This window comes from Nocardioides aequoreus, from assembly GCF_000720335.1.
GTDB classification, from domain to species: Bacteria; Actinomycetota; Actinomycetes; order Propionibacteriales; family Nocardioidaceae; genus Marmoricola; species Marmoricola aequoreus.
Genome location: NZ_JOJN01000002.1, coordinates 260,202 through 282,122 on the forward strand (window position 1 = coordinate 260,202; position 21,921 = coordinate 282,122).

Annotated in this window: 23 protein-coding genes and 3 tRNA genes; 4 read left to right on the forward strand and 22 right to left on the reverse strand. The window is 71.3% G+C overall.

Translation table 11 applies throughout. The features are described 5' to 3' along the window. Positions 1 to 7: 7 nt before the first annotated feature. From IG63_RS0103785 to IG63_RS0103870, 18 genes are all read right to left on the reverse strand, one after another. On the reverse strand, positions 8 to 832 hold the full coding sequence (locus IG63_RS0103785) for a J domain-containing protein (RefSeq protein WP_030483052.1): 825 nt from the start codon (positions 830 to 832) through the stop codon (positions 8 to 10). 1 nt (position 833) lies between these two features. Next, complete coding sequence (locus IG63_RS0103790; RefSeq protein ID WP_030483053.1) at positions 834 to 1,370, reverse strand: hypothetical protein; 537 nt, start codon at positions 1,368 to 1,370, stop codon at positions 834 to 836. A 2-nt stretch (positions 1,371 to 1,372) separates the two neighbouring features. Continuing rightward, on the reverse strand, positions 1,373 to 2,653 hold the full coding sequence (locus IG63_RS0103795) for an MCE family protein (protein ID WP_030483054.1): 1,281 nt from the start codon (positions 2,651 to 2,653) through the stop codon (positions 1,373 to 1,375). Then, entirely contained in the window at positions 2,650 to 4,209 is a 1,560-nt protein-coding gene (locus tag IG63_RS0103800; RefSeq protein WP_157210010.1) for an MCE family protein, read from the reverse strand. The genes IG63_RS0103795 and IG63_RS0103800 overlap by 4 nt, the downstream gene beginning before the upstream one ends. A 5-nt stretch (positions 4,210 to 4,214) precedes the next feature. Further along, complete coding sequence (locus IG63_RS0103805) at positions 4,215 to 5,384, reverse strand: MCE family protein (RefSeq protein ID WP_169741756.1); 1,170 nt, start codon at positions 5,382 to 5,384, stop codon at positions 4,215 to 4,217. Positions 5,385 to 5,410: 26 nt separating this feature from the next. Beyond that, a complete protein-coding gene (locus IG63_RS0103810; protein ID WP_030483057.1) occupies positions 5,411 to 6,391 on the reverse strand; it encodes an MCE family protein in 981 nt (326 codons plus the stop codon). A gap of 76 nt (positions 6,392 to 6,467) precedes the next feature. Continuing rightward, entirely contained in the window at positions 6,468 to 7,514 is a 1,047-nt protein-coding gene (locus IG63_RS0103815) for an MCE family protein (RefSeq protein WP_030483058.1), read from the reverse strand. 88 nt (positions 7,515 to 7,602) lie between these two features. Continuing rightward, a complete protein-coding gene (locus tag IG63_RS0103820; protein ID WP_030483059.1) occupies positions 7,603 to 8,925 on the reverse strand; it encodes an MCE family protein in 1,323 nt (440 codons plus the stop codon). 2 nt (positions 8,926 to 8,927) lie between these two features. Continuing rightward, a complete protein-coding gene (locus IG63_RS0103825) occupies positions 8,928 to 9,764 on the reverse strand; it encodes an MlaE family ABC transporter permease (protein WP_425411767.1) in 837 nt (278 codons plus the stop codon). Further along, complete coding sequence (locus IG63_RS0103830) at positions 9,761 to 10,546, reverse strand: MlaE family ABC transporter permease (RefSeq protein ID WP_030483061.1); 786 nt, start codon at positions 10,544 to 10,546, stop codon at positions 9,761 to 9,763. Before IG63_RS0103830 ends, IG63_RS0103825 begins: the two co-directional genes overlap by 4 nt. Positions 10,547 to 10,553: 7 nt before the next feature. Continuing rightward, positions 10,554 to 11,507: an ABC transporter ATP-binding protein gene (locus IG63_RS0103835; protein ID WP_030483062.1), complete on the reverse strand. Its 954-nt coding sequence runs from the start codon at positions 11,505 to 11,507 to the stop codon at positions 10,554 to 10,556. Positions 11,508 to 11,796: 289 nt separating this feature from the next. After that, a complete protein-coding gene (gene rplL, locus IG63_RS0103840; RefSeq protein ID WP_030483063.1) occupies positions 11,797 to 12,186 on the reverse strand; it encodes a 50S ribosomal protein L7/L12 in 390 nt (129 codons plus the stop codon). A gap of 51 nt (positions 12,187 to 12,237) precedes the next feature. After that, positions 12,238 to 12,897, reverse strand: a complete 660-nt coding sequence (gene rplJ / locus IG63_RS0103845; RefSeq protein WP_030483064.1) for a 50S ribosomal protein L10 — start codon at positions 12,895 to 12,897, stop codon at positions 12,238 to 12,240. Between the two features lie 312 nt (positions 12,898 to 13,209). Further along, positions 13,210 to 13,923: a 50S ribosomal protein L1 gene (gene rplA, locus IG63_RS0103850; RefSeq protein WP_030483065.1), complete on the reverse strand. Its 714-nt coding sequence runs from the start codon at positions 13,921 to 13,923 to the stop codon at positions 13,210 to 13,212. Between the two features lie 68 nt (positions 13,924 to 13,991). After that, complete coding sequence (rplK, locus tag IG63_RS0103855; protein ID WP_030483066.1) at positions 13,992 to 14,420, reverse strand: 50S ribosomal protein L11; 429 nt, start codon at positions 14,418 to 14,420, stop codon at positions 13,992 to 13,994. A 317-nt stretch (positions 14,421 to 14,737) separates the two neighbouring features. After that, positions 14,738 to 15,646 carry a transcription termination/antitermination protein NusG gene (gene nusG, locus IG63_RS20390; RefSeq protein ID WP_245604297.1) on the reverse strand — a complete coding sequence of 303 codons (909 nt, stop codon included), beginning with the start codon at positions 15,644 to 15,646 and terminating at the stop codon, positions 14,738 to 14,740. A gap of 73 nt (positions 15,647 to 15,719) precedes the next feature. After that, on the reverse strand, positions 15,720 to 15,956 hold the full coding sequence (gene secE, locus IG63_RS0103865; RefSeq protein ID WP_030483068.1) for a preprotein translocase subunit SecE: 237 nt from the start codon (positions 15,954 to 15,956) through the stop codon (positions 15,720 to 15,722). A gap of 35 nt (positions 15,957 to 15,991) precedes the next feature. Continuing rightward, a tRNA-Trp gene (locus IG63_RS0103870) sits at positions 15,992 to 16,064 on the reverse strand. A 147-nt stretch (positions 16,065 to 16,211) separates the two neighbouring features. Here IG63_RS0103870 and IG63_RS0103875 point away from each other — a divergent pair. From IG63_RS0103875 to IG63_RS23190, 3 genes are read left to right on the forward strand one after another with little or no spacing between them, the layout of a single operon-like run. After that, the gene (locus tag IG63_RS0103875) at positions 16,212 to 17,537 is read left to right on the forward strand and encodes an aspartate aminotransferase type Ic (RefSeq protein ID WP_030483069.1); all 1,326 of its coding nucleotides are present in this window, start codon (positions 16,212 to 16,214) and stop codon (positions 17,535 to 17,537) included. An 8-nt stretch (positions 17,538 to 17,545) separates the two neighbouring features. Beyond that, complete coding sequence (locus IG63_RS0103880; protein ID WP_030483070.1) at positions 17,546 to 18,565, forward strand: adenosine deaminase; 1,020 nt, start codon at positions 17,546 to 17,548, stop codon at positions 18,563 to 18,565. Continuing rightward, positions 18,562 to 19,137 carry a DUF4190 domain-containing protein gene (locus tag IG63_RS23190; protein ID WP_211249185.1) on the forward strand — a complete coding sequence of 192 codons (576 nt, stop codon included), beginning with the start codon at positions 18,562 to 18,564 and terminating at the stop codon, positions 19,135 to 19,137. The genes IG63_RS0103880 and IG63_RS23190 overlap by 4 nt, the downstream gene beginning before the upstream one ends. A gap of 401 nt (positions 19,138 to 19,538) precedes the next feature. Here IG63_RS23190 and IG63_RS0103890 read toward each other — a convergent pair whose 3' ends face one another. The 4 genes from IG63_RS0103890 to IG63_RS0103905 all read right to left on the reverse strand — a co-directional run bounded on the left by IG63_RS0103890 (position 19,539) and on the right by IG63_RS0103905 (position 21,083). Beyond that, entirely contained in the window at positions 19,539 to 20,603 is a 1,065-nt protein-coding gene (locus IG63_RS0103890) for a UDP-N-acetylmuramate dehydrogenase (RefSeq protein WP_051706124.1), read from the reverse strand. Between the two features lie 82 nt (positions 20,604 to 20,685). Continuing rightward, positions 20,686 to 20,856, reverse strand: a complete 171-nt coding sequence (gene rpmG, locus IG63_RS21985; protein WP_084596576.1) for a 50S ribosomal protein L33 — start codon at positions 20,854 to 20,856, stop codon at positions 20,686 to 20,688. A 45-nt stretch (positions 20,857 to 20,901) separates the two neighbouring features. Continuing rightward, a tRNA-Met gene (locus IG63_RS0103900) sits at positions 20,902 to 20,975 on the reverse strand. 35 nt (positions 20,976 to 21,010) lie between these two features. Next, positions 21,011 to 21,083, reverse strand: a tRNA-Thr gene (locus IG63_RS0103905). A 90-nt stretch (positions 21,084 to 21,173) separates the two neighbouring features. On the opposite strand from IG63_RS0103905, the gene IG63_RS0103910 reads away from it, so the two are divergent. Then, positions 21,174 to 21,917, forward strand: a complete 744-nt coding sequence (locus IG63_RS0103910) for a 2-phosphosulfolactate phosphatase (RefSeq protein WP_051706125.1) — start codon at positions 21,174 to 21,176, stop codon at positions 21,915 to 21,917. Positions 21,918 to 21,921 lie beyond the last annotated feature (4 nt).

Below are 21,921 nucleotides of genomic sequence, written 5' to 3' on the forward strand. Positions count from 1 at the left end.
TGGTGGCTCAGTAGCTGCGCAGGTCGCTGACGAGCCAGCGGTCGCCCCGCTCGACGAGGGTCATCGCCACCCTGTTCTGGAAGATCTGGGGGTCCTGGCCCTCCTTCTCGGAGGTCTGGTTGACGAAGACCAGCACCCGCGCGACCAGGTCGCCCTCGTCCTCGTCGACCCCGACCAGGCCCGAGCCGACGACCGTCGCGTCGACGACGGCCTTCGACTGCACGGCCGCACCGGGGCTGCCGTCCTCCTGCTCCTCCAGGAGCGCGAAGTTGTCGAGGTAGCTCTTCTTGAAGTCGCCGGTGAGCAGCGGCGCGACGCGGGCACGGTCGGCGGGCAGCTCGCGGTAGTCGTAGGAGAGCATCGCCTCGGCCGCCTGCTCGGCGGCCACGGGCGCCTGCTCCGCGGCGTCGTCCTGGCTCGCAGCGGCCCGCAGCTGCAGGCCCCCGACCACGGCCACGGCCGTGAGGAGCGCCGCGACCAGGGCGAGCGCCACCAGCACCAGGGGACGCACCCGGCGACGGGGGGCGTCGGCGGACACCGCGGGCACCGTGCCGGCTCGGGGCTCCCCCGCGTCGTCGGCGACCTCGGGCTCGTCGGCGACCTCGGGCTCGTCGGCGACCTCGGGCGGCAGCTGCGCGTCGTACGCCGCTCGCCGGGCGGGGTCGAGCAGCACCTCGGCCGCCAGGTTGGCGGTGCGGAACTGGCCGGTGCCGGGCTCGGCGCGGTCGGTCGCGGCCCGCCACGCGTCGCGGACCTGCTCGTGGGTCGCGTCGCGCGCGACGCCGAGCACGTCGTACCACGTGGGTCCGGAGGGGGTGGGGGCGTCGGTCACGTCAGCTCACCGGGGTGAAGCCGTCGACGAGCCACTCGCCGTCGACCCTCACCAGGTCGACGGACCAGCGGTAGTGGTGCTCGATGTCGCCGCGCGCCGTGGTGACCTCGGCGTCGTGGGCCACCATGACGGTGGCCTCGTCGTCGGAGATCTCGGAGATGCCGGTCACCAGCACCTCACCCTGGCCCTTGACCTCGGCGGCCTCGTAGGTCTGCTTCATGACCTCCAGCGACTCCTTGTTCTCCGCCTTGGCCTTGGTGGTCAGCATCTCGTTGACCCCCTCGACGTAGCCGTCGAAGTCGGAGGCGTCGACGTTGTCCATGCGCAGCGTGAACTGCTCGGCCACCGAGGTGACCTCGCTGCGCGCCGCGGCATCGCTGAGTCCGGGGTCGGAGAAGGGGCCGGTGCCCGTAGAGGCGAGCCGGTAGCCGACGTAGCCGGCCGCCACGAAGGCGGCGAGCAGCCACAGGACCAGCGCGAGGAGCAGCACCGTGCGGACCGTGCGGCGCCTGCTCCCGGGGTGGGGGGCGTCGGACACGGCTACTCCTGCGGTCGGGCGTCGGCGGGGAGGGCGGGCTGCAGCAGGGTGTACTTCCACGAGTCGGCCCCGAAGACGGACGCCGCGCCACCGTCGTAGGCGACCTGCGGCGCGTCGTCGGCCCAGGTGAGCTCGCCGTCGGCCTCATCGTACGACGCGACGGGTGAGCGGTAGGCCGTGCCGGCACGACCCGGCGCCTTCTCCGAGCCGCGCAGCGTGGTGCTGCCGTCGGCGCATCCGACGTCGGTCGGCATCGGCAGGTCCTCGCGGTCGCTCGGCCGGCGGAAGTCCTCGTAGCCGTCGGTGCAGACGCCCGGCTCCGTGGTGAGCACCAGGCCGAAGCGGGCGTTGTAGGTGCCGTCGCCCTGCTCGCGCGTGACGGTGTAGCCGCCCGCCACGACGTACGGGTAGACGACCAGCAGCTGCCGGATGCCGGGGAGGTACTTGCGGACGACCTCGTTGGTGGTGAGCAGGTTGTTGATCAGCTCACCCAGGTCGACCTGGTTCTGCTCCAGGAAGACGCGCAGCTCGTCGGCCGTGGCCGAGCCCTCCTCGATGACGCGGCGCAGCTCGGCGTCGCTGTCGGCCACGGTGCCGGTGAAGAGCGCCAGGTCGCGGGAGAAGGAGCGGATCGCCGACTCCTTGTCGAGCTGGGTCTGCAGCACCACGCGGCCGTCGCGGATCAGCCGGCGGGTGGTCTCGAAGTTGGCGTCGGCCGTCTCGATGAAGGAGTTCTGCGTGTCGATGATCCGGGCCAGGTCGTCACCGGTGCCCTGGAAGGCGGCGCCCGACTCGGAGATCACCGTGCGCACGTCGGACTGCGGGAGCGAGGTGACCAGGTTGGAGAGGTTGGTGAGCAGCTCGGTCGTCTGCACTGGGGTCTCGGTCTTCTCCGAGGCGATCTCGGAGCCCTCCTCCAGGTAGGGGCCTCCGTCGGTCTCGGGCTGCAGCTCGACGTACTGCTCGCCGACGGCCGACTTGTTGCCCACCAGGGCCAGGGCGTCGCCGGGGATGCGGTCGTGCTCCTTGTCGATGGAGAGCTCGACGTCGACCCCCCTGGTGGTCAGCCGCATGTCGGTGACGCGGCCGACCTGGACGCCTCGGTAGGTGACCTCGGCGTCGGTGAAGATGCCGCCGGACTCGGCGAAGTCGGCCGTGACGGTGTAGGTCGGGTCGTAGAAGAGCCGGTCGAGCTGCGCGTAGCGGGCGCCGACGTAGGTGACGCCGAGCAGCGTGATGACGGCGAAGATCAGCAGCTGTCGCTTGGTGCGTGCGGTGATCATCGGTTGGTCGCCACCCCCTGCAGCAGCAGCGTGCCCACGCCCGGGTCGAGTCCGCGGGCGCCGAGCCCGAAGGGGTCGATCTGGGCGGCGTCGCCGTCGTACGCCGGCGCGGCCCGGCCGGTCAGGCCGCCGGTGAGACCGCCCGTCACGTCGGGGAGGACCCCGCTGCCCTCGCCTCCGAGCACGCCGCCGCCGGCACCGCCGAGGGCGTCGCCGACCGTGCCAAGGGTGCCGTTGAGCAGCTGGCGCACCTGGGCACGGGTCAGGATGTCGAGGGTGCGGAGCAGCGTCGGGAGCGCGGCCCCCGCGTCGGCGACGATGTCCTCGACGCTCGGCGCCCGGCAGTTCTCCCGCGCACTGTCCAGCGCGGCGTCCAGGAGGCGCTCGCGCAGCGTGGCGCGGAGCTCCTCGCGGTCGGCCTCGCTGATCAGCGGGTTGTCGGGCAGCGCGGCGACGGCGCGGTCGATGCCCTGGCCGACGTTGGTGCGGGTCTGCTCGAGGACCTCGTCGAGCTGCTCGCAGACCTCCTCCGGCAGGCCGGGCAGCTCGGGCAGGCCCGGGATGGGCAGGTCGAGCAGGTTCAGGTCGAGGTCGACCGAGAGGTTGGTGTAGTCGCCCATGTGCAGGTTGCGCGCCACCTGGGGGTCGCGGCCCACGGCCTCGTCGATGAAGGGGTAGGTCAGGTAGACCTGCAGCGCCTTGGGCAGCGCGTCGCCGGCGTCGGCGAGCCCCTCGAGCACCGGGCCGAGCGACTGCAGGCTGTTGACCGTCGCGGTCTTGGAGCGACGGATCACGTCGGTGCCGACGTCGGAGAGCCGGGTGAGCGCCTCGAGCAGCCGCACCAGGTCCTCGCGCTGGCCGTTGAGCGAGCGCAGCGCCCCCGGCACGTCGTCGAGGGCGGCCTCGATCGTCGCCTCCTGGTCGCGGGCGCGCTTGGCGAGCCGGTTGGTGTTCTCGATCGCCGCGATGATGGCGGCCTTGTTGTCGTCGAGCTGCCCGATGAACTGCTCGAGCTGCGAGAGCACCGAGCGGATCTCGTCGGTGCGGCCGCCGAGCGCGGCGTTGACCTCGCGGGTGATGCTGCGCAGCTGGCCGACCCCGCCGCCGTTGAGCAGCAGGGCGAGCGCGCTGAAGACCTCCTCGACCTCCGGGTTGCGCCCGGTGCGGTCGAGCCCGATCACGTCGCCGTCGGCGAGCGCCTGGGCCGCGGGGTCGCTGGGACGCTCCAGCGAGACGAACTTCTCCCCCAGCAGGCTGGTCTGGCGGATCTGCGCGGCCACGTTGCCCGGCAGCTCGACGTCGCGGCGCAGCGACATCTCCACCTCGGCGACGTAGCCGTCGAGGTCGACGCCGGTCACCTTCCCGACGTCGACGTCGTCGAGCTTGACCGTCGACTGGGGCACCAGGTCGAGGACGTCGCGGAAGCGCGCGGTCACCTGGATCGGCTCGTCGCCGGTGTCGGGACCGCCGGGGAGCGGGGCGTCGTACACCGAGCAGCCGGTGAGCGCGAGCGCGCCGACCACGGCGCCGACCACGGCGGTGCGGGTGCGGGACATCAGGCTCACTCCTCCACCTCCAGCAGTCCGCCGAGCGAGCGGTCGACCGCCCCCGTGGTCGTGCTGGACCGCGCACCGTCGTCGAGCGCACCCGCCCGACCCGCGGGGAGGGCGGGCAGCCCCTCCTGGATGTCGCCGACGGCGCCGGCGATCGACTCGCACCGCTCGCCCCCGACCGTGGCGCCGGCGAGGGTGCAGATGGCCGTGACCGGGTCCTCCTCGAGCGAGACGAGCAGCTCGGAGATGTTGTCGCGGGTGTCGAGCGTCTCGGCGTCGGAGTTGCCGGCGAGGTAGAGGTTGTTCAGCGCGGCCGGAGCCACGCGGAGGATCTCGTCGAGGGCGTCGCGCCGCTTCACGAGGGTCTTGCTGATGCGGTTGAGACCCTTGATGTTGGTGCTCAGCGACTGCTTGTTGTCGCGCACGAAGGTGCGGATCTCGGCCATCGCCACCCCGAGGTCGCGCAGCGCCTGGGCCAGCTCCTGCCGCTCGCCGGCCAGCACCTCGGCACCGCCGGCGAGCGAGTCGTTGAAGCGGCGCACGACGTCGTCGTTGCGGGCCAGGGTGCTGGTGAACTCCTGCACCTGCTCCATCGAGCCGAAGAGCTCGTCCTCGTTGTCGGCCAGCGTCTTGGTGAGCTGGCTGAAGTCCTGGATGGTCTGGTTGAACTGCACGCCCTGGCCGCCGAAGTTGCGGGCGGTGGAGTCGAGCAGCCGCGTGAGCGGACCCACGCCGCCGTCGACAGGACGGTTGGTCTGCTCGGGCCCGAGGGCGATGTTGAGCTGGTTGAGCGAGCCGAAGATCTCGTCGAGCTCCAGCGGGGTGGCGGTGCGCTCGACGGACAGCTCGGCGCCGTCGGGCAGCGCCTCCCCGCCCTCGAAGGCCGGGGTGAGCTGCACGAAGCGGTCGCCGACGATCGACGGGGCCACGATGACGGCCTGCGCATCGGCCGGCACCTGGTACTGGTTGTCGTAGGTGAGCTCGACCCGCACCACGGTGCCGCGCGGCGTCACCTTCTCGACCTTGCCCACGGGCACCCCGAGGATGCGCACGTCGGAGCCCTCGTAGAGCGAGACCGTGCGGGGGAAGTCGGCGGTGAGCGTGCGTGTCCCGCCGCCCGGCCAGAAGGCCACCAGGGCGGCCGCGAGCAGGGCGCCCACCAGGACGAGCGCGGCCACCGGGCCGAGCCTGCCGAAGGACCTCATCAGTTCTCACCCGCCAACGGGGTCGCAGGGGCGGGAGGCAGGTTGGCGATGTAGGTGTCGAACCACGGCCCGGTGCCGAGGGTGTTGCCGAAGACCCGGTAGAACGGCGCCAGGAGGCGCAGCGACTCGTCGATGTTGGACTGGTTCTTCAGCAGCGTGTCGACGACGCCCTCGAGGTTGTCGAGCGCGGGCGCGAGGTCGGCGCGCGAGTCGCGCACCAGCCGCGTGATCTCGCGGGAGAAGCGGCTCGTCGAGACCAGCAGCGTGTTGACCGCCTCGCGGCGCGCCACCAGGGCGCGCAGCAGCACGTCGCTGCTGCGCATCAGCTCGATAAGGTCGTCGTCGCGCGCCGCGAGCGTGCCGGACACGGTGTCGAGGTTCTGCAGCAGCGTGCCGATCTCCTCGTTGCGGCTCGCCACGGTGCGCGAGAGCCGCGAGAGGCCACGCAGGGTGCCCTGGAAGGCGGCCGGGGTGTCGTCGGTGAGCTCGGCGAGGGTGTCGAAGGCCTCGCCGAGCTGGTCGGTGTCGATGTCCTCCGCCCGCTGCGCGAGTCCCTCGAAGGCCGAGACGACGTCGAAGGCCGAGCGGGTGCGCTCGCGCGGGATCGTGGTGCCGCCCTCGAGCTGCCCCTCCCCCGCCGGCGCCAGCGCCAGGAACATGTCGCCGAGCAGCGTCTTGACCTTGATCTCGGCCTCGGTCTCGGTGCCGAAGCGGGAGGGGGTGTCGACCCGGAACTCCGCCACCACCTGGTTGCCGTCGAGCTCGATGGTGTCGACCTGGCCCACCCGGACGCCGGCGATCCGGACCTCGTCACCGGGCTTGAGGCCGCTGGCGTCGGAGAAGGCCGCGCGGTAGACGTCGCCGCCGCCGATGAGGGGCAGGCTCGCGGCGTTGAAGGCGGCCAGCAGCAGCGCCGCCAGCACGGCGAAGCTGACCGCCCCGATGACGACCGGGTTGCGCTCACGGAACGGCTTGCTCATCCACGTCCTCGCTTCGCTCCGGGCGCGGATGAGGCACAAAGGGCACTGTGCTCACTGATTCGCTCGCTGCGCTCGCTCATCCGAGGTTGCACCTCGCGTCCTGGTCGAGCAGGGAGGTGTCGTAGTCGATCGAGGTGACCTTGCGGTCGCCCACCAGCACGTTGCCGGTGAAGCTGCACAGGTAGAAGTTGAAGAAGGACCCGTTGATGGCGGTGCGGCCGATCTTCGCGAGCTTGACCGGCAGGACCTGCAGCGCGCGGTCGATCTCGTCGCGGCCGTCGTTGAGGTTCTTGGTCACGCGGCGCAGCTGCTTGACGTCCTCGACCAGGGGCTCGCGGATGCCCACGACGAGGTCGGAGGTCTCGTCGGCCAGCGCCGAGACGGAGTCGAGGGAGCCCAGGATGGCCTCGCGGTCGGCGGCCAGGCCCTGCATCAGGTCGCGGAAGTCGATGATCAGCCGGTTGAGCTGGCGGTCGCGGCCGGCCAGCGTCGCGAGCACGGAGTTGAGGTTGTCGATGACCTCGCCGATCACCCGGTCGCGGTCGGCGAGCTCGTTGGTCAGCGAGGCGGTGCTCTGCAGCAGGCCGTTGAGGGTGCCGCCCTCCCCCTGGAAGACCGCGACGACCTCGGCCGAGAGCTTGTTGACGTCGGCCGGCGACAGCGCGGTGAAGAGCGGCTTGAAGCCGTTGAAGAGCACGGTCAGGTCGAGTGCCGGCTCGGTGCGCTCCAGCGGGATGGTGGCGTCCTCGCGGAGCCGCTCGAGGCTGCCGACCCCCTGGGTCAGCGAGATGTAGCGCTGGCCGACCAGGTTGCGGTAGCGGATCGTGGCGGTGGAGCTCTGCGTCACCACCGAGCTCTCGGCCACGCTGAAGGTGACCAGGGCGCGGTCGCCGCGCGCGATCTCGACGTCCTTGACGCTGCCGACCTTGACGCCCGCGATGCGGATGTCGTCGCCCTTCACCACGCCGGTGGCGTCGGAGAAGAGCGCCTTGTAGTCGCGCGAGGAGGCGAAGGTGAAGTTGCCGATCAGCACCACCAGCACACCCGTCGCGAGGCTGGTGACCACCACGAAGACGAGCAGCTTGACGAGGTCGCCGCTGGTCTTCTTGTCCAGGATGCTCACCGGGGCCCCCGCGGGAGTGTGAGCGGAGCGCCGACGCACCGGCACACCGCGGATTCCGTGCGCGGAGCGAGCAGTCTCGTGGGGTGGTTCATCTGACGCTCACCTCCGTGCCGGCGAAGGCCGGGGCGAAGAGCAGGGTGGAGACGTCGGACATCTCGTCGACCGGGGTGTCGAGCACCGGGGCCAGCAGCGAGTTGAACATCGCCTTCTGGTCGGGGGTGCCGGAGGGACCGACGCTCATCCGCGAGCGGTTGGGCTGGCCGACCGCGGCGGTGGCGGCCGCCACCTCGTCGTCCACGCCGGGGGCCACGCGCTGGTTGGCCTTGTTGAGCCCGTCGGCGCCGTCGTCGAAGTTGGGCAGCTCGCCGAAGGGGATGGGCGGGTTGGGCAGCTGTGCGCAGTCGGGCCCGTTGTCGGCGCCGTAGACGGTGCGGTCGGCCTCGGTGTAGCCCCGCGGCTGCTCGTCGAGCACCACCAGGTCGATGTGGAAGACGAAGCCGCGGAAGGTCGAGGCGAGCCGGGGTGCCTGTCGCACCAGGCCCTTGACCAGGCACTCGGAGGTCGGCGAGTAGCGCTCGAGCAGCGCCAGGATCGGCTCGCTGACCTGGGCGAGGCGCACGATGTTGTTGCCGTTGTCGTTGAGGAACTCGGTGGTGGTGTCGGAGAAGGAGGTCAGGTCGCGCAGGAACGCGTTGAGCTGCTGCTCCTTCTCCACCAGCGTGTTGCCGGTCAGCGTGGTGTTGCGCAGCACCTCCGCCAGCTGCGGCAGCACGTCGCCGTAGACGTCGGTGACCTCGGCCAGCAGCCGGATGTCCTCCATCAGCGCCGGCACCTCGGGGTTGAGCTTGCGCAGGTAGGCGTCGAGCGTCACCAGCGTCTCGCCCAGCTTGTCGCCGCGCCCCTCGAGCGCGGTGGCGAGCGCGTTGAGGGTGTAGTTGAGCTCGGCCGGCTGGATGGTGCGCAGCAGCGGGTAGAGGTCGTTGAGCACGCGCTCCACCTCGACCGGCAGGTCGGTCTGCTCGATCGTCTGACCGGCCTCGAGCGGCGTGCCGGCGGGGTCGGCCGGGATGGTGAGGTCGACGAACTTCTCGCCGAAGAGCGTCTTGGGGAGGATCGCGGCGGTGACGTTGCCGGGGATCTCGCGCATCTTGTCGGGCTCGATGCCCAGCTCGACGACGGCACCCCGCTCGCCACCGGACTCCATCGAGAGCACCTGGCCGATGATGACGCCGCGGATCTTGACGTCGGCCCGGTCGGGCAGCTGCAGACCGGCGGTGCCGGCGACCAGGGTCACCTCGTCGAACTTCTTGAAGCTCTGGTTGAAGATCGCCACCACCAGCCACAGCGCGAGGGCCAGCATGCCGATGAAGACCACGCCGAGGGCACGGTGCCGCTTGAGGATCGAGTGCATCGTCAGCCCGCCAGCCTCACGGTCGCCGAGGAGCCCCAGATCGCCATGGAGAGGAAGAGGTCGATGACGTTGACCGCCACGATCGAGGTGCGGACGGCGCGGCCCACGGCCACGCCCACCCCGGCGGGACCGCCCGACGCGGTGTAGCCGTGGTAGCAGTGGATCAGGATCACGACCACGCTGAAGACCAGCACCTTGCCGAAGGACCACAGCACGTCGGCCGGTGGCAGGAAGAGGTTGAAGTAGTGGTCGTAGGTGCCCACGCTCTGGCCGTAGAAGAGCGTCACGGTCAGCCGGGTCGCCAGGTAGGACGACATCAGGCCCACGACGTAGAGCGGGATGATCGCCACCAGGCCGGCGACGATGCGCGTGGTGACCAGGAAGGGCATCGAGGGGATGGCCATCACCTCGAGCGCGTCGACCTCCTCGGAGATGCGCATCGCGCCCAGCTGGGCGGTGAAGCCGCAGCCGACGGTCGCCGCCAGCGCGATGCCCGCCACCAGCGGCGCGATCTCCCGGGTGTTGAAGTAGGCCGAGACGAAGCCGGCGAAGGGCGCCGTGCCGATCTGGTCGAGCGCGGCGTACCCCGAGAGCCCCACCTGGGCGCCGGTGAAGAAGGTCATGGCCAGGATGACGCCCACGGTGCCGCCGATGACGGCCAGAGCGCCGGTGCCCAGGGTGACCTCGGCCAGCAGCCGGAGGATCTCCTTGGGGTAGCGCTTCACCGAGCGCGGCGTCGCCGCGAGCGCGCGGAGGTAGAAGGCCAGCTGCTCCCCCATCGTGTCGAGGGAGCGCAGCGGGCGCTGGTAGACCTGCTTGACGTCGGCCATCGTCCTCATCCGGTCTTCGGTGGGACGATCTGGAGGTAGATCGCGCTGACGACGAAGTTGACGATGAAGAGCAGCACGAACGTGATCACCACGGACTGGTTGACCGCGTCACCGACGCCCTTCGGCCCGCCGCCGGCGTTCATGCCCATGTAGGAGGCGACGATCGCGGCGAGCAGCCCGAAGATCAGCGCCTTGAGCATGCCGACCCACAGGTCGGGCAGCTGGGCGAGCGCGGTGAAGCTCGCGATGTAGGCACCGGGGGTGCCGCCCTGCAGCCCCACGTTGAAGACGTAGCCACCGGCGACGCCGACGACGCTGACCATGCCGTTGAGGAAGACCGCGATCAGCATGCAGGCGAGGACGCGCGGCACCACGAGGCGCTGGATGGGGTCGATGCCCAGCACCATCATCGCGTCGAGCTCCTCGCGGATCTTGCGGGCCCCGAGGTCGGCCGCGATCGCCGAGCCGCCGGCGCCGGCGATGAGCAGCGCCGTACCGATGGGGGCCGCCTGCTGCACCACGGCCAGCACCGAGGCCGAGCCGGTGAAGGACTGGGCGCCGAACTGCTTGATCAGCCCGCCGACCTGGAGCGCGATGACAGCACCGAACGGGATGGCGACCAGCGCGGTCGGCACGATGGTGACCGAGGCGATGAACCACGCCTGCTGGATGAACTCGCGCAGCTGGAAGGGACGCCGGAAGAGCTGGCGGCACACGTCGAGGAAGAAGGCGAAGAGCTTTCCCGAGGTGCCGATCGGCTGCAGCACACGGCTCGCGGTGAGAGAAGCCATGCGCGCGTCAGCTGCCCGTCGTCATCGTCATGTTCTCCTCGAAGGAGCCGGGGGGCGGCGTCACGCCGTTCTCCTCGCACCACGCACCGGGCTCCCGCTGGCTGCGCCGGGGCTGCCCGTTGGAGGGCTCGAGCTGCAGCGGGATGGGCGGCAGCGGCGGCAGCTCCATGTCCTTCTCGGCCTCGAGCTCGTCGGCGTCCTTCTCCTCGGACATGCCGATGGGGCCCACGACCTGGGCGTTGAGGAACTGGCGCACGACCGGCTCCTCCGAGGACAGCAGCATCTCGCGCGGGCCGAACATCGCCAGGTGCTTGTGGTAGAGCAGGCCGATGTTGTCGGGCACCGTGCGCGCGGTGTTGATGTCGTGGGTGACGATGAGGAAGGTCGCGTCGATCTGGGCGTTGAGGTCGACGATGAGCTGGTTGAGGAAGGACGTGCGCACCGGGTCCAGGCCCGAGTCGGGCTCGTCGAAGAGCACGATCTCGGGGTCGAGCACGAGGGCCCGCGCCAGGCCGGCGCGCTTGCGCATGCCGCCGGAGATCTCACCGGGCAGCTTGTCCTCGGTGCCCAGCAGACCGGTCAGGTCGAGCTTCTCCATGACGATCTCACGGATCTCGGACTCCGACTTCTTGGTGTGCTCGCGCAGGGGGAAGGCGATGTTGTCGTAGAGGTTCATCGACCCGAACATCGCGCCGTCCTGGAAGAGGACGCCGAAGAGCTTGCGGATCTCGTAGAGCTCGCGCTCGGGGCACGAGGCGATGTCGACGCCCTCGATGACGACCTCGCCCCGGTCGGGCTTGAGCAGCCCGATGATGGTCTTGAGCAGCACCGACTTGCCGGTGCCGGACGGGCCGAGCATCACGCAGATCTCGCCGGCGGGGACGGTCAACGTGACGTCGCCCCAGATCAGCTGGTTGCCGAAGCTCTTGGTGAGGTTCCTGATGTCGATCTCGACGCCCACCGGCCTCGCCTCCCTCGGTCATCCTCGTGGTGCCGCCCGCGCGCGGCTCGGTACCGCTGCGCCCGGGCGGGCGCGTCCTCCCCCGACTGCGCGTACCAACGAGTAGGTCTCGACCAAGTTACGGCGAAATGACGACCCCGTCAGCGAGATCCAGGAGTCGCTCCCCGGCCCTCGCGCCATCGCGGGACAGTTGTACACCGAAACCCGGCCCGGACGCACGACCGCCCCGGACCGACGGTGCGGTCCGGGGCGGTGCGGGTGAGCCCGGGGGCTCGGGTGACTCAGGAGGTCACTTGAGCTCGACGCTGGCGCCGGCGCCCTCGAGGGACTCCTTCGCCTTCTCCGCCGTCTCCTTGTTGACCTTCTCGAGGACGGCCTTGGGGGCGGACTCGACCAGGTCCTTGGCCTCCTTGAGACCGAGGCTGGTGAGCGCGCGCACCTCCTTGATGACGTTGATCTTCTTGTCACCGGCGGCGGTGAGGACGACGTCGAACTCGTCCTGCTCCGCGGCCTCCTCGGCGGCAGCGCCGCCACCGGCGGCGGCGGGGGCGGCCGCGGCGACCGGGGCGGCCGCGGTGACGCCGAAGGTGTCCTCGAACTGCTTCACGAACTCGCTGAGCTCCAGGAGGGTCATCTCCTTGAAGGCATCGAGCAGCTCGTCGGTGCTGAGCTTCGCCATGGTGGCGTTCCTTTCTGTTGCTGCCACGGCTCGCGCCGTGTCATGCGGATGTCAGGCCTCGGTGCTCTCGGTGGCCTCGGGCTGCTCCTCCGACGCGGGCGCGTCGTCGGCTGCGGCGGCGGCCTCGGGGGCCTCCGTCGCGGTGTCCTCGGCCGGGGCGGCCGGCTCGCCGGCCCCACCCTGGAGGATCGAGGGGTCCTCGGCGGCCTTCTCCTGCAGCGCGGCCGCGAGGCGAGCGGTCTGCTGGAGCGGGGCGTTGAGGAGGTAGACGGCGTTGCTGAGGGAGGCGAGCATCGCGCCGGCCATCTTGCCCAGGAGCACCTCACGGCTCTCCAGGTCAGCGAGCTTGGCGATCTCGGCGGCCTCCATGGCCGCGCCGTCGATGTAGCCGCCCTTGATGACAAGGGCGGGGTTGGCCTTGGCAAAGTCACGCAGACCCTTCGCCGCCTCGACAACGTCGCCCGAGATGAAGGCGATGGCGGTCGGCCCGGTGAGCAGGTCGTCGAATCCCTCGACGCCCGCCTCCTTGGCGGCGATCTTGGTCAGCGTGTTCTTGACCACGGCGTAGTTGGCGTTCTCACCGAAGGCTCGCCGCAGGTCCTGCAGCTGCTTGACGGTGAGACCGCGGTACTCGGTCAGCACGGCGCCGGCGGAGTCGTTGAGCTGGTCAACGATCTCTGCGACGGCGGCTACCTTGTCCGGCCGCGCCATGGGTCTCCTTCCACGTCGGTCAGGCGAGGAGCGGATGCTTCTCACCCGCCTCGGACCGACGGAGAGGACCCCCGAGATGCAGGACGCCCCGTGCAGGTGCACAGGGCGGATGACGCCTGAGGCGTCTCACTCGGTGTCACCTGCGCAGGTCGCCCGCGGTGCGGGGCCCTTCGGATCACCCGGGGGTGACCGACCGGCGGTCTTCGGCTACAGCGGGCAACAGTACGCGGCGCGACGGTGCCAGCGCAAAACGGCGACGGCGGCCATCCCCCGGGAGGGACGGCCGCCGTCGACGAGCGGGTGGAGGGAGGCTCAGGCCTCGTCCTCCGCAGCCACGTTGCGGGTGCGGTTGGGGTCGACCTGGATGCCGGGGCCCATGGTCGTGGAGACCGTCACCTTCTTGAGGTAGCGACCCTTGGAGCTCGCAGGCTTGAGCCGGAGCACCTCCTCCAGGGCGGCGGCGTAGTTCTCCGCGAGCTGGAGCTCGCTGAAGGACGCCTTGCCGATGATGAAGTGGAGGTTGGCGTGACGGTCGACGCGGAACTCGATCTTGCCGCCCTTGATGTCGGTCACAGCCTTGGCCGGGTCGGGCGTCACGGTGCCGGTCTTCGGGTTGGGCATCAGGCCACGGGGACCGAGCACCCGGCCGAGACGACCGACCTTGCCCATCATGTCGGGCGTCGCGACGACGGCGTCGAAGTCGAGGTAGCCACCGCTGACCTTCTCGATCAGCTCGTCGCCGCCGACCTCGTCGGCACCGGCCTCGCGGGCGGCCTCCGCCTTGTCACCGTTGGCGAAGACCAGCACCCGGGCGGTCTTGCCGGTGCCGTGGGGCAGGTTGACGGTGCCGCGCACCATCTGGTCGGCCTTGCGGGGGTCGACCCCGAGGCGCATCGCGACGTCGACGGTCTCGTCGAACTTCTTCTTGGCGCCGCCCTTGGCGATCTTGATGGCGGCGAGCGGGGCGTAGAGCTCGTCCTGGTCGAACGTCTCCGCGACCGCGCGGTAGGTCTTGCTGCGCTGCATGTTCATTCCTCAGTTCTTCAGCGGGAAGTCGTGGTCTGCGGGCCAGCGCGGCCCTGCCACTGGTCGGACTAGTCGGTGGTGATGCCCATGGAGCGGGCAGTGCCCTCGACGATCTTCATGGCGGCGTCGAGGTCGTTGGCGTTGAGGTCGGGGAGCTTGGTCGTGGCGATCTCGCGGACCTGGTCCTTGGTCAGCTTGCCGACCTTGTCCTTCTGCGGCACACCGGAGCCCTTGGCGACGCCGGCGGCCTTCTTGATCAGCTCGGCGGCGGGCGGGGTCTTGGTGACGAAGGTGAAGCTGCGGTCCTCGTAGATGGTGATCTCGACGGGGATCACGTTGCCGCGCATGGCCTCGGTCTGGGCGTTGTAGGCCTTGCAGAAGTCCATGATGTTGACGCCGTGCGGACCGAGCGCCGTACCGACGGGCGGCGCGGGGGTGGCCGCACCGGCCTGCAGCTGCACCTTGACCAGTGCAGCGATCTTCTTCTTGGGAGGCATTCCTTGTCTTCCTTCTCTCGTGGTCATGTCGGGGCCGTCGGCCCCTGCCACCTGTGTTTCCCTGCGGTGTCACCCGGCTCTCACCGGGGGCGGTGGGACGTTGTCTCTCGTCTCACCGGGGGTGGTGAGGCGTTGTCTCTCGTCTCACCGGGGGTGGTGAGGCGTTGTCTCTCGTCTCACCGGGGGGTGGTGAGGCGTTGTCTCCCGTCTCACCGGTGTCTCGTGACGCGCCACGGACTCGCTGGCTTCGCTGCGCGAGTCCGTCGGCGCTCCTCGACCCAACGCTTTCCTGACTCGCACTCGCAAGCTCGTGCGAGTCAGACGCGTTGAATCTGGGTGAAGCTGAGCTCGACGGGGGTCTCGCGACCGAAGATCTCCACGAGCGCCTTGACGCGCTGCGCCTCGGCGTTGATCTCGGTGATCGTGGCGTGGAGCGTGGCGAAGGGGCCGTCGACCACCATGACCGAGTCGGAGACGTCGAAGTCGGCGACCTCGGTCTGCTGCCGCGCGGCCGTCTTGGTGCCACCGGAGCCGCCGGCGGACTCCGCCGGGGCCGCGGCCTGCACCTGGGCGGCGATCGCCGGGGCCAGCATGTTCTCGACCTCGTCGAGCGAGAGCGGCACCGGCTGGTGGCTGTGGCCCACGAAGCCGGTGACCGACGGCGTGTGCCGGACCGCGGCCCAGGACTCGTCGGTGAGGTCCATCCGGACCAGGACGTAGCCGGGGAGCACGGTGCGACGGACCATCTTGCGCTGGCCGTTCTTGATCTCCGCGACCTCCTCGGTGGGGACCACGACCTCGTGGATGTAGTCCTCCATGTTCAGCGAAGTGACGCGGTTCTCGAGGTTGGCCTTCACCCTGTTCTCCATGCCGGAGTAGGTGTGCACCACGAACCAGTCGCCGACCTTGCTGCGCAGCGAGGCGCGGAACTCCTCCATCGGGTCGGCCGGCGGGGCGTCGACGGCCTGCGCCGACTCCTCCAGCGTCTCCGGGGCGGGCTCGTCGTCGGTCTCGTCGGTCAGGTCGTCGGCCTGGTCGTCGGTCTCGCCGTCGGTCTGATCGGTCTCGTCGAGGGGGTCGAGCGCGACGGGGTCGGTGTCGGGCGCGGAGACGACCTCGACGGTCTGGCCGGTCTCGGGGTCGGTGAGGACGGCCTCCTCCTGCTCGGCCACGGCGTCCGTGGTCGACTCGTCGGGCTGCTCGTCGTGCTGCTGGGACACGGTCACTCCGGTCTTCTCTGTCGTCTGGTCGTGCTGCTGGCTCGTGCGGGGCTCGGCGCGCGGTGGCGGGCGAGCGGGGTCACCCTCCGAAGAGCGCGAAGACCGCCCGGCCGAACGCGACGTCGAGGACCGAGACGTAGGCGATCATCACGAGCACGAAGACCAGCACCACCAGGAAGTAGGTCACCAGCTGCTGCTGCGTGGGCCACACGACCTTGCGGAGCTCGGCGACCACCTGGCGCAGGAACGTGATCGGGCTGGTGCGCTCGCGAGAGTCCTTCTCTGGACGCACGGCCTTGTCCGTCACGTGTCTCATCACCTTGTGGTCGTCGGCTGTCGGTCTGGTCCTCGCAGGGCACGAGGGACTTGAACCCCCAACCTTCGGTTTTGGAGACCGATGCTCTGCCAGTTGAGCTAGTGCCCTTCGGTGTCTGCGGGACAGCAACGAGGGCAGGCCTGAGCCTTGCCCGAAGACACCAGTACTGAAGTGTACGGGGGTGCTCTGCCCAAGTCGAACCCGTGCGGTCGCACCCGCGCCCACGCCCGGGCCGGGGTTTGCGACGATGGGCCTGTGACCTCGTCCCAGACCCCTTCCTCGGCCTCCTCCTCGGGCTCCGGCCAGCCGCTCGCCGACCGCTCCCCGGAGCAGCTCAGCGCCTTCCTCGACGAGCAGCGCGCGGCGTACGACGCGCTGGCCGCGCGCGGGCTCGCCCTCGACCTCACCCGCGGGAAGCCGTCGACGGCCCAGCTGGACCTCTCCGACGCGCTGCTCTCGCTGCCCGACGGCGTCAAGGACTCCGCGGGCACCGACGTGCGCAACTACGGCGGGCTGCAGGGCATCCCCGACCTGCGCGAGATCTTCGCCGAGCTGCTCGGTGTCACGCCGGACCTGCTGGTCGCCGCCGGCAGCTCGAGCCTGGTGCTGATGCGCGAGGTGCTGCTCGACCTGTGGCTGCACGGCGGTCCGGCCAGCGAGCGGCCCTGGAGCCACGAGGAGAAGGTCACCTTCATCTGCCCGGTGCCGGGCTACGACCGGCACTTCACGCTGCTGGATTGGATGGGCATCGAGACCGTCACGGTGCCGATGCGTCACGACGGCCCTGACGTCGAGGCCGTGGCGGCGCTGGTCGCGCACGACCCCAGCGTCAAGGGCATGTGGGTGGTGCCGACCTACGCCAACCCCAGCGGCGACAGCGTGACCGACCAGGTCGCGCAGCGGCTGGCCACGATGCCCACGGCGGCGCCCGACTTCACGATCTTCTGGGACAACGCCTACGCGCTGCACCACCTGACCGAGGTCGAGACGCCGACCCCTGACCTGCTGGGCGCCTGCGCCGCCGCCGGCCACCCCGAGCGGGCGATCATGTTCGCCTCGACCTCGAAGGTCACCTACGCGGGCGCGGGCGTCGCCTTCCTGGCGGGCTCGGAGGCCACCGTCGCGTGGTACCTCGACCACCTCTCCAAGGGCTCGATCGGTCCCGACAAGCTCAACCAGCTGCGCCACGCGCAGCTCTTCGGCTCGGCCGCCGGGGTGCGCCAGCACATGGCTCGGCACCGCGAGCTGATCGCGCCGAAGTTCGCGGAGGTGGCGCGGGTGCTCGACGAGGGGCTCGGCGGGCTCGGCATCGCGGAGTGGACCGACCCCCGGGGCGGCTACTTCGTCAGCCTCGACGTGCTCGACGGCACCGCGTCGCGGGTGGTCGAGCTGGCCAAGCAGGCCGGGGTCGCGCTGACCCCCGCGGGGGCCTCCTTCCCCGGCGGGCACGACCCCCGCGACCGCAACATCCGGCTCGCGCCGACCTTCCCCTCCCTCGACGACGTGCGCTCGGCCATGGAGGCGGTCGCCACGTGCGTGCGCCTGGCCGCGGCGGAGAAGCTCGCCGGCGAGCGCGGCTGACCACCAGGGTGAGGCCGCTCGAGGCGCTGCCGAAGGCACACCTGCACCTGCACTTCACCGGCTCGATGCGGCACGCGACGCTGCTGGAGCTCGCGGAGCGCGACGGCCACCGGCTGCCCGACGCCCTCGTCGAGGACTGGCCGCCGCGACTCTCGGCCGCCGACGAGAAGGGCTGGTTCCGCTTCCAGCGGCTCTACGACCTCGCCCGCGCCGTGCTGCGCACCGAGGACGACATCCGCCGGCTGGTGCGGGAGGCGGCCGAGGACGACAAGCGCGACGGCGCGGTCTGGCTGGAGATCCAGGTCGACCCGAGCGGGTACGCCGCCCGCTTTGGCGGGGTCACCGCCTTCACCGAGCTCGTGCTGGATGCCGTGGCGACGACCTCGCGCGAGGTCGGGCTCGGGATGGCCGTCGTGATCGCGGCCAACCGCACCCGCCACCCGCTCGACGCCCGCACGCTGGCACGGCTCGCGGCGCAGTACGCCGGGCGGGGGGTGGTCGGCTTCGGCCTCTCCAACGACGAGCGTCGCGGCGTCACCGAGGACTTCGCGCGCGCGTTCGCCATCGCCGAGCAGGCCGGGCTGCTGCTCGTGCCGCACGGCGGCGAGCTGCTGGGCGCGGACTCGGCGCGCCGCTGCGTCGAGACGCTGCACGCCGACCGGCTGGGCCACGGCGTCCGCAGCGTCGAGGACCCTGCCGTGCTCGACCTCGTGGTGGAGCGCGGGGTCGCGCTCGAGGTGTGCCCGGTCTCCAACGTGGCGCTGGGGGTCTACAGCGACCCCGCCTCCGTGCCGCTTCCGGAGCTGGTGGCCGCCGGCGCCACCGTCGCGCTCGGCGCCGACGACCCGCTGCTCTTCGGCTCCCAGCTCGCCGGCCAGTACGCCACCGTGCGGGCCGCGCACGAGCTCGACGACGCCCAGCTGGCCGAGCTCGCACGCGGCTCGATCCGTGCCAGCGCCGCTCCCGAGGAGGCCAAACTCGGGTGGCTCCGTGACGTCGACGCGTGGTTGGGGACAATGTCCCCATGAGCGGCTATCCGGGGGACGAGGAGCGCGACCCGTCGCGCAGCGACGACGAGGCGACGCGGCCGCTGGGCTGGCAGCAGCCCGAGCCGTCGCGGGGCTGGGACGCCCCGCCCCCCTCGCCCTACGGGCAGCCGCAGCCGGCGCCGCCGTCGTACGAGCAGCCGTCCTACCAGCAGCCGTCCTACCAGCAGCCCCCGCCGTACGCCGCGCCGTCGCCGTCGCCGTACGCCCAGCAGCCGCCGCCGATGGGCCTCCCCGTCGCCAAGCCCGACCACCCGCAGGCCACGTTGGCGCTGGTGCTGGGCATCGTCGGCCTCGCCGGCGGCCTGGCCACCTGCGGGCTGCTCTTCCTGACCAGCCCCTTCGCCTGGGTCATCGGACGCCGCGCGGTGCGCGAGATCGAGGCCTCCGGCGGTCAGCTGGGCGGCGAGGGCTCGGCACGTGCGGGCCTCGTCACCGGGGTGATCGGGTCGGTCCTGCTGGCGCTCGCCCTGGTCGCCGTGGCGCTCTACATCGCCTTCGTCGTCTGGGCCATCTCCAGCAGCGGCACCAGCTCCGACTACGGGAACGTCTGAGCGCGACCTGACCGAGGCACGAGGTCAGGTCGCAGGCGAAGAGGTCGAGCGAGCCCCGCGACCGAGGCACGAGGTCGCGACGGGCGGGACGAGACCCCAGAGCGGGGCCCCCACCGAGGCACGAGGTCAGGTCGCAGGCGAAGAGGTCGAGCGAGCCCCGCGACCGAGGCACGACGTCGCGACGGGCGGGACCAGACCCCCGAGCGACGTCCCGACCGAGGCACGAGGTCAGGTCGCAGGCGAAGAGGTCGAGCGAGCCCCGCGACCGAGGCACGAGGTCGCGACGGGCGGGACGAGACCCCAGAGCGACGTCCCGACCGAGGCACGAGGTCAGGTCGCAGGCGACGAGGTCGAGCGAGCCCCGCGACCGAGGCACGAGGTCGCGACGGGCGGGACGAGACCTACAGCCCGCAGCCGACCAGCACGGGCTCGGGCTCCAGGGTGATGCCGAAGCGCGCCCGGACGCCGTCGCGGATCTCGCGGGCCAGGGCGAGCAGCTCGGCGGTGCTGCCGCCGCCGCGGTTGGTCAGCGCCAGGGTGTGACGCGAGGAGACCCGCACGCCGTCGCCGCCGTGGCCCTTGCCGAAGCCGGCGTGCTCGATCAGCCAGGCGGCACTGGTCTTGTGCTCCGCCTCGCCGACCGGCCACGCGGGAGCCCCGTCGGGCACCTGGTCGGCGGGCACGACCGGGTTGGTGAAGAAGGAGCCGGTGCTCCAGGTGTCGTGGTCGTCGGGGTCGAGCACCATGCCCTTGCCGCGGCGCAGCTCCAGCACGACCCGGCGCACCTCCGCGCTGGAGGCGCGCTCCCCTACCTCGACGCCCAGGGCGCGCGCGAGCTCGGCGTACCGCACCGGGGTGCCGAGGTCGCCGAGCCCGAGCTGGAAGGTCGTGGAGAGCACCACGAAGCGGCCGGGCTCGGCCTTGAAGCGCGAGGTGCGGTAGCCGAAGCCGCAGTCGGCGGCGGCGAAGGTGCGCACGGTGCCGCGCTCGCGGTCCCACGTGCGGACGCGGGCCAGCGTCTGGCTGACCTCCTGGCCGTAGGCGCCGACGTTCTGGATCGGCGTGGCCCCGGTGGTCCCGGGGATGCCGGAGAGCGCCTCGAGGCCGATCCAGCCGCGGCTGACGGCGCTCGCCACCAGGTCGTCCCACGGCTCGCCCGCGGCGACCTCGACGTAGGCCCCGCCGCACAGGTCGGACTCGACCTGCAGGCCGCGGCTGCGCACCACGACCACCCGTCCGGGCACGCCCTCGTCGGCGACGACGAGGTTGCTGCCGCCGCCCACCACCAGCACGGGCCGGCCGGCCTCGTCGGCCTCGCGGACGGCCTCGACCAGCGCGGCCTCGTCGCCGGCCACCACGAGCTCCTCCGCGGGGCCGCCGAGGCGCAGCGTGGTGAGGTCGGCGAGGGTGCCCTGGCCGGAGTCACGGCCGGAGTGGTGGCCGGAGGGGTGCTCGGAGGTCGTCATCGGGGACTCACAGGGTCGCGAGACGCGTCGAGCGGCCCCGGCAGCTGCGCCGGGACCGCTCGAGGGTGCGTCTGGTGGAAGCTCAGCGGGTCTCGCGGTGCGCCGTGTGGGTGCGGCAGCGCGGGCAGAACTTCTTCATCTCCATGCGATCGGGGTTGTTGCGCCGGTTCTTCTTGGTGATGTAGTTGCGCTCCTTGCAGTCAACGCACGCCAAGGTGATCTTGGGGCGGACGTCTGAGCTCTTGCTGGCCACGTGCGTGCCTTCTTCCCTGCTTGGTGCTGCGGTCGAGAGTTGGAGTAGCGGGGGCGGGACTCGATCCCGCGACCTCACGATTATGAGTCGTGCGCTCTAACCAGCTGAGCTACCCCGCCTCGGGTGCGTGCCCGCTGCTCGCGGACCCACCCAGAGCCCCTTTACGGAATCGAACCGTAGACCTTCTCCTTACCATGGAGACGCTCTGCCGACTGAGCTAAAGGGGCGCGGCCCGGAGGCCGTCGAGAAGAATACACACGCCTGGGCAGTGACCGTAAATCGAGGTCTGGGCGGGCGCCGTCGACCATGATGCGGGCATGACGAACGCCCACGAGGACGAGGATCCGAGCGACCTGCGGCTCGCCTGGGGACTCACCGGCGCTCGCGAGGCCGTGGCCGCCGGAGCGCGCAGCGTGGTGGTCGTCGACGTGCTCAGCTTCAGCACCACGCTGTCGGTGGCCGTCGACCTGGGGGTCACCGTGCTGCCCCACGGCTACGAGGGGTCCGCGGCCTTCGCGCTGCGCCACGGCGCCACCCTGGCCCGCTCCCGGCACCACGCCTCACCGGGCGAGACCAGCCTCTCGCCGGTGTCGGTGCGCCAGTCGGCGTCCGTACGACGCCTGGTGCTGCCCTCCCCCAACGGCTCCACGATCTGCCATGCCGTCGGCGGCCAGGCCCAGGTCGCCGCCGGGTGCCTGCGCAACGCGACCGCGGTGGGCCGCTGGCTGGCCGACCAGCCCGGCACCGGCGTGGTGGTGGCGGCGGGCGAGCACTGGCCCGACGGCACGCTGCGGCCCGCGCTGGAGGACCTGCTGGGGGCGGGCGCCGTCTTGACGGCGGCGCTGACGGCCGGGCCGATGCGGCGTCCCGACGCCGACGCCTCGGCCGCCATGGCCGCCTACCACGACGCGCTGCCGCGGCTGGGGACGCGGCTGCGCTCGCTGGCGAGCTCGCGCGAGCTCGCCGAGATGGGGTACGCCGCCGACGTCGAGGTGGCGCTCGAGCTCGACGGCAGCGACCTGGTGCCGGTGCTCCGGGGCGAGGCCTTCGTCGCCCGCTGAGAGG

Coding starts and splice junctions, on each gene's coding strand:
- IG63_RS0103795 (WP_030483054.1), bottom strand. CDS start 2,653: ATGATCACCGCACGCACCAAGCGACAGCTGCTGATCTTCGCCGTCATC.
- IG63_RS0103800 (WP_157210010.1), bottom strand. CDS start 4,209: ATGTCCCGCACCCGCACCGCCGTGGTCGGCGCCGTGGTCGGCGCGCTC.
- IG63_RS0103810 (WP_030483057.1), bottom strand. CDS start 6,391: ATGAGCAAGCCGTTCCGTGAGCGCAACCCGGTCGTCATCGGGGCGGTC.
- IG63_RS0103820 (WP_030483059.1), bottom strand. CDS start 8,925: ATGCACTCGATCCTCAAGCGGCACCGTGCCCTCGGCGTGGTCTTCATC.
- IG63_RS0103825 (WP_425411767.1), bottom strand. CDS start 9,764: ATGAGGACGATGGCCGACGTCAAGCAGGTCTACCAGCGCCCGCTGCGC.
- IG63_RS0103830 (WP_030483061.1), bottom strand. CDS start 10,546: ATGGCTTCTCTCACCGCGAGCCGTGTGCTGCAGCCGATCGGCACCTCG.
- rplL (WP_030483063.1), bottom strand. CDS start 12,186: ATGGCGAAGCTCAGCACCGACGAGCTGCTCGATGCCTTCAAGGAGATG.
- rplJ (WP_030483064.1), bottom strand. CDS start 12,897: ATGGCGCGGCCGGACAAGGTAGCCGCCGTCGCAGAGATCGTTGACCAG.
- rplA (WP_030483065.1), bottom strand. CDS start 13,923: ATGCAGCGCAGCAAGACCTACCGCGCGGTCGCGGAGACGTTCGACCAG.
- rplK (WP_030483066.1), bottom strand. CDS start 14,420: ATGCCTCCCAAGAAGAAGATCGCTGCACTGGTCAAGGTGCAGCTGCAG.
- secE (WP_030483068.1), bottom strand. CDS start 15,956: ATGAGACACGTGACGGACAAGGCCGTGCGTCCAGAGAAGGACTCTCGC.
- IG63_RS23190 (WP_211249185.1), top strand. CDS start 18,562: ATGAGCGGCTATCCGGGGGACGAGGAGCGCGACCCGTCGCGCAGCGAC.
- IG63_RS0103890 (WP_051706124.1), bottom strand. CDS start 20,603: ATGACGACCTCCGAGCACCCCTCCGGCCACCACTCCGGCCGTGACTCC.
- IG63_RS0103910 (WP_051706125.1), top strand. CDS start 21,174: ATGACGAACGCCCACGAGGACGAGGATCCGAGCGACCTGCGGCTCGCC.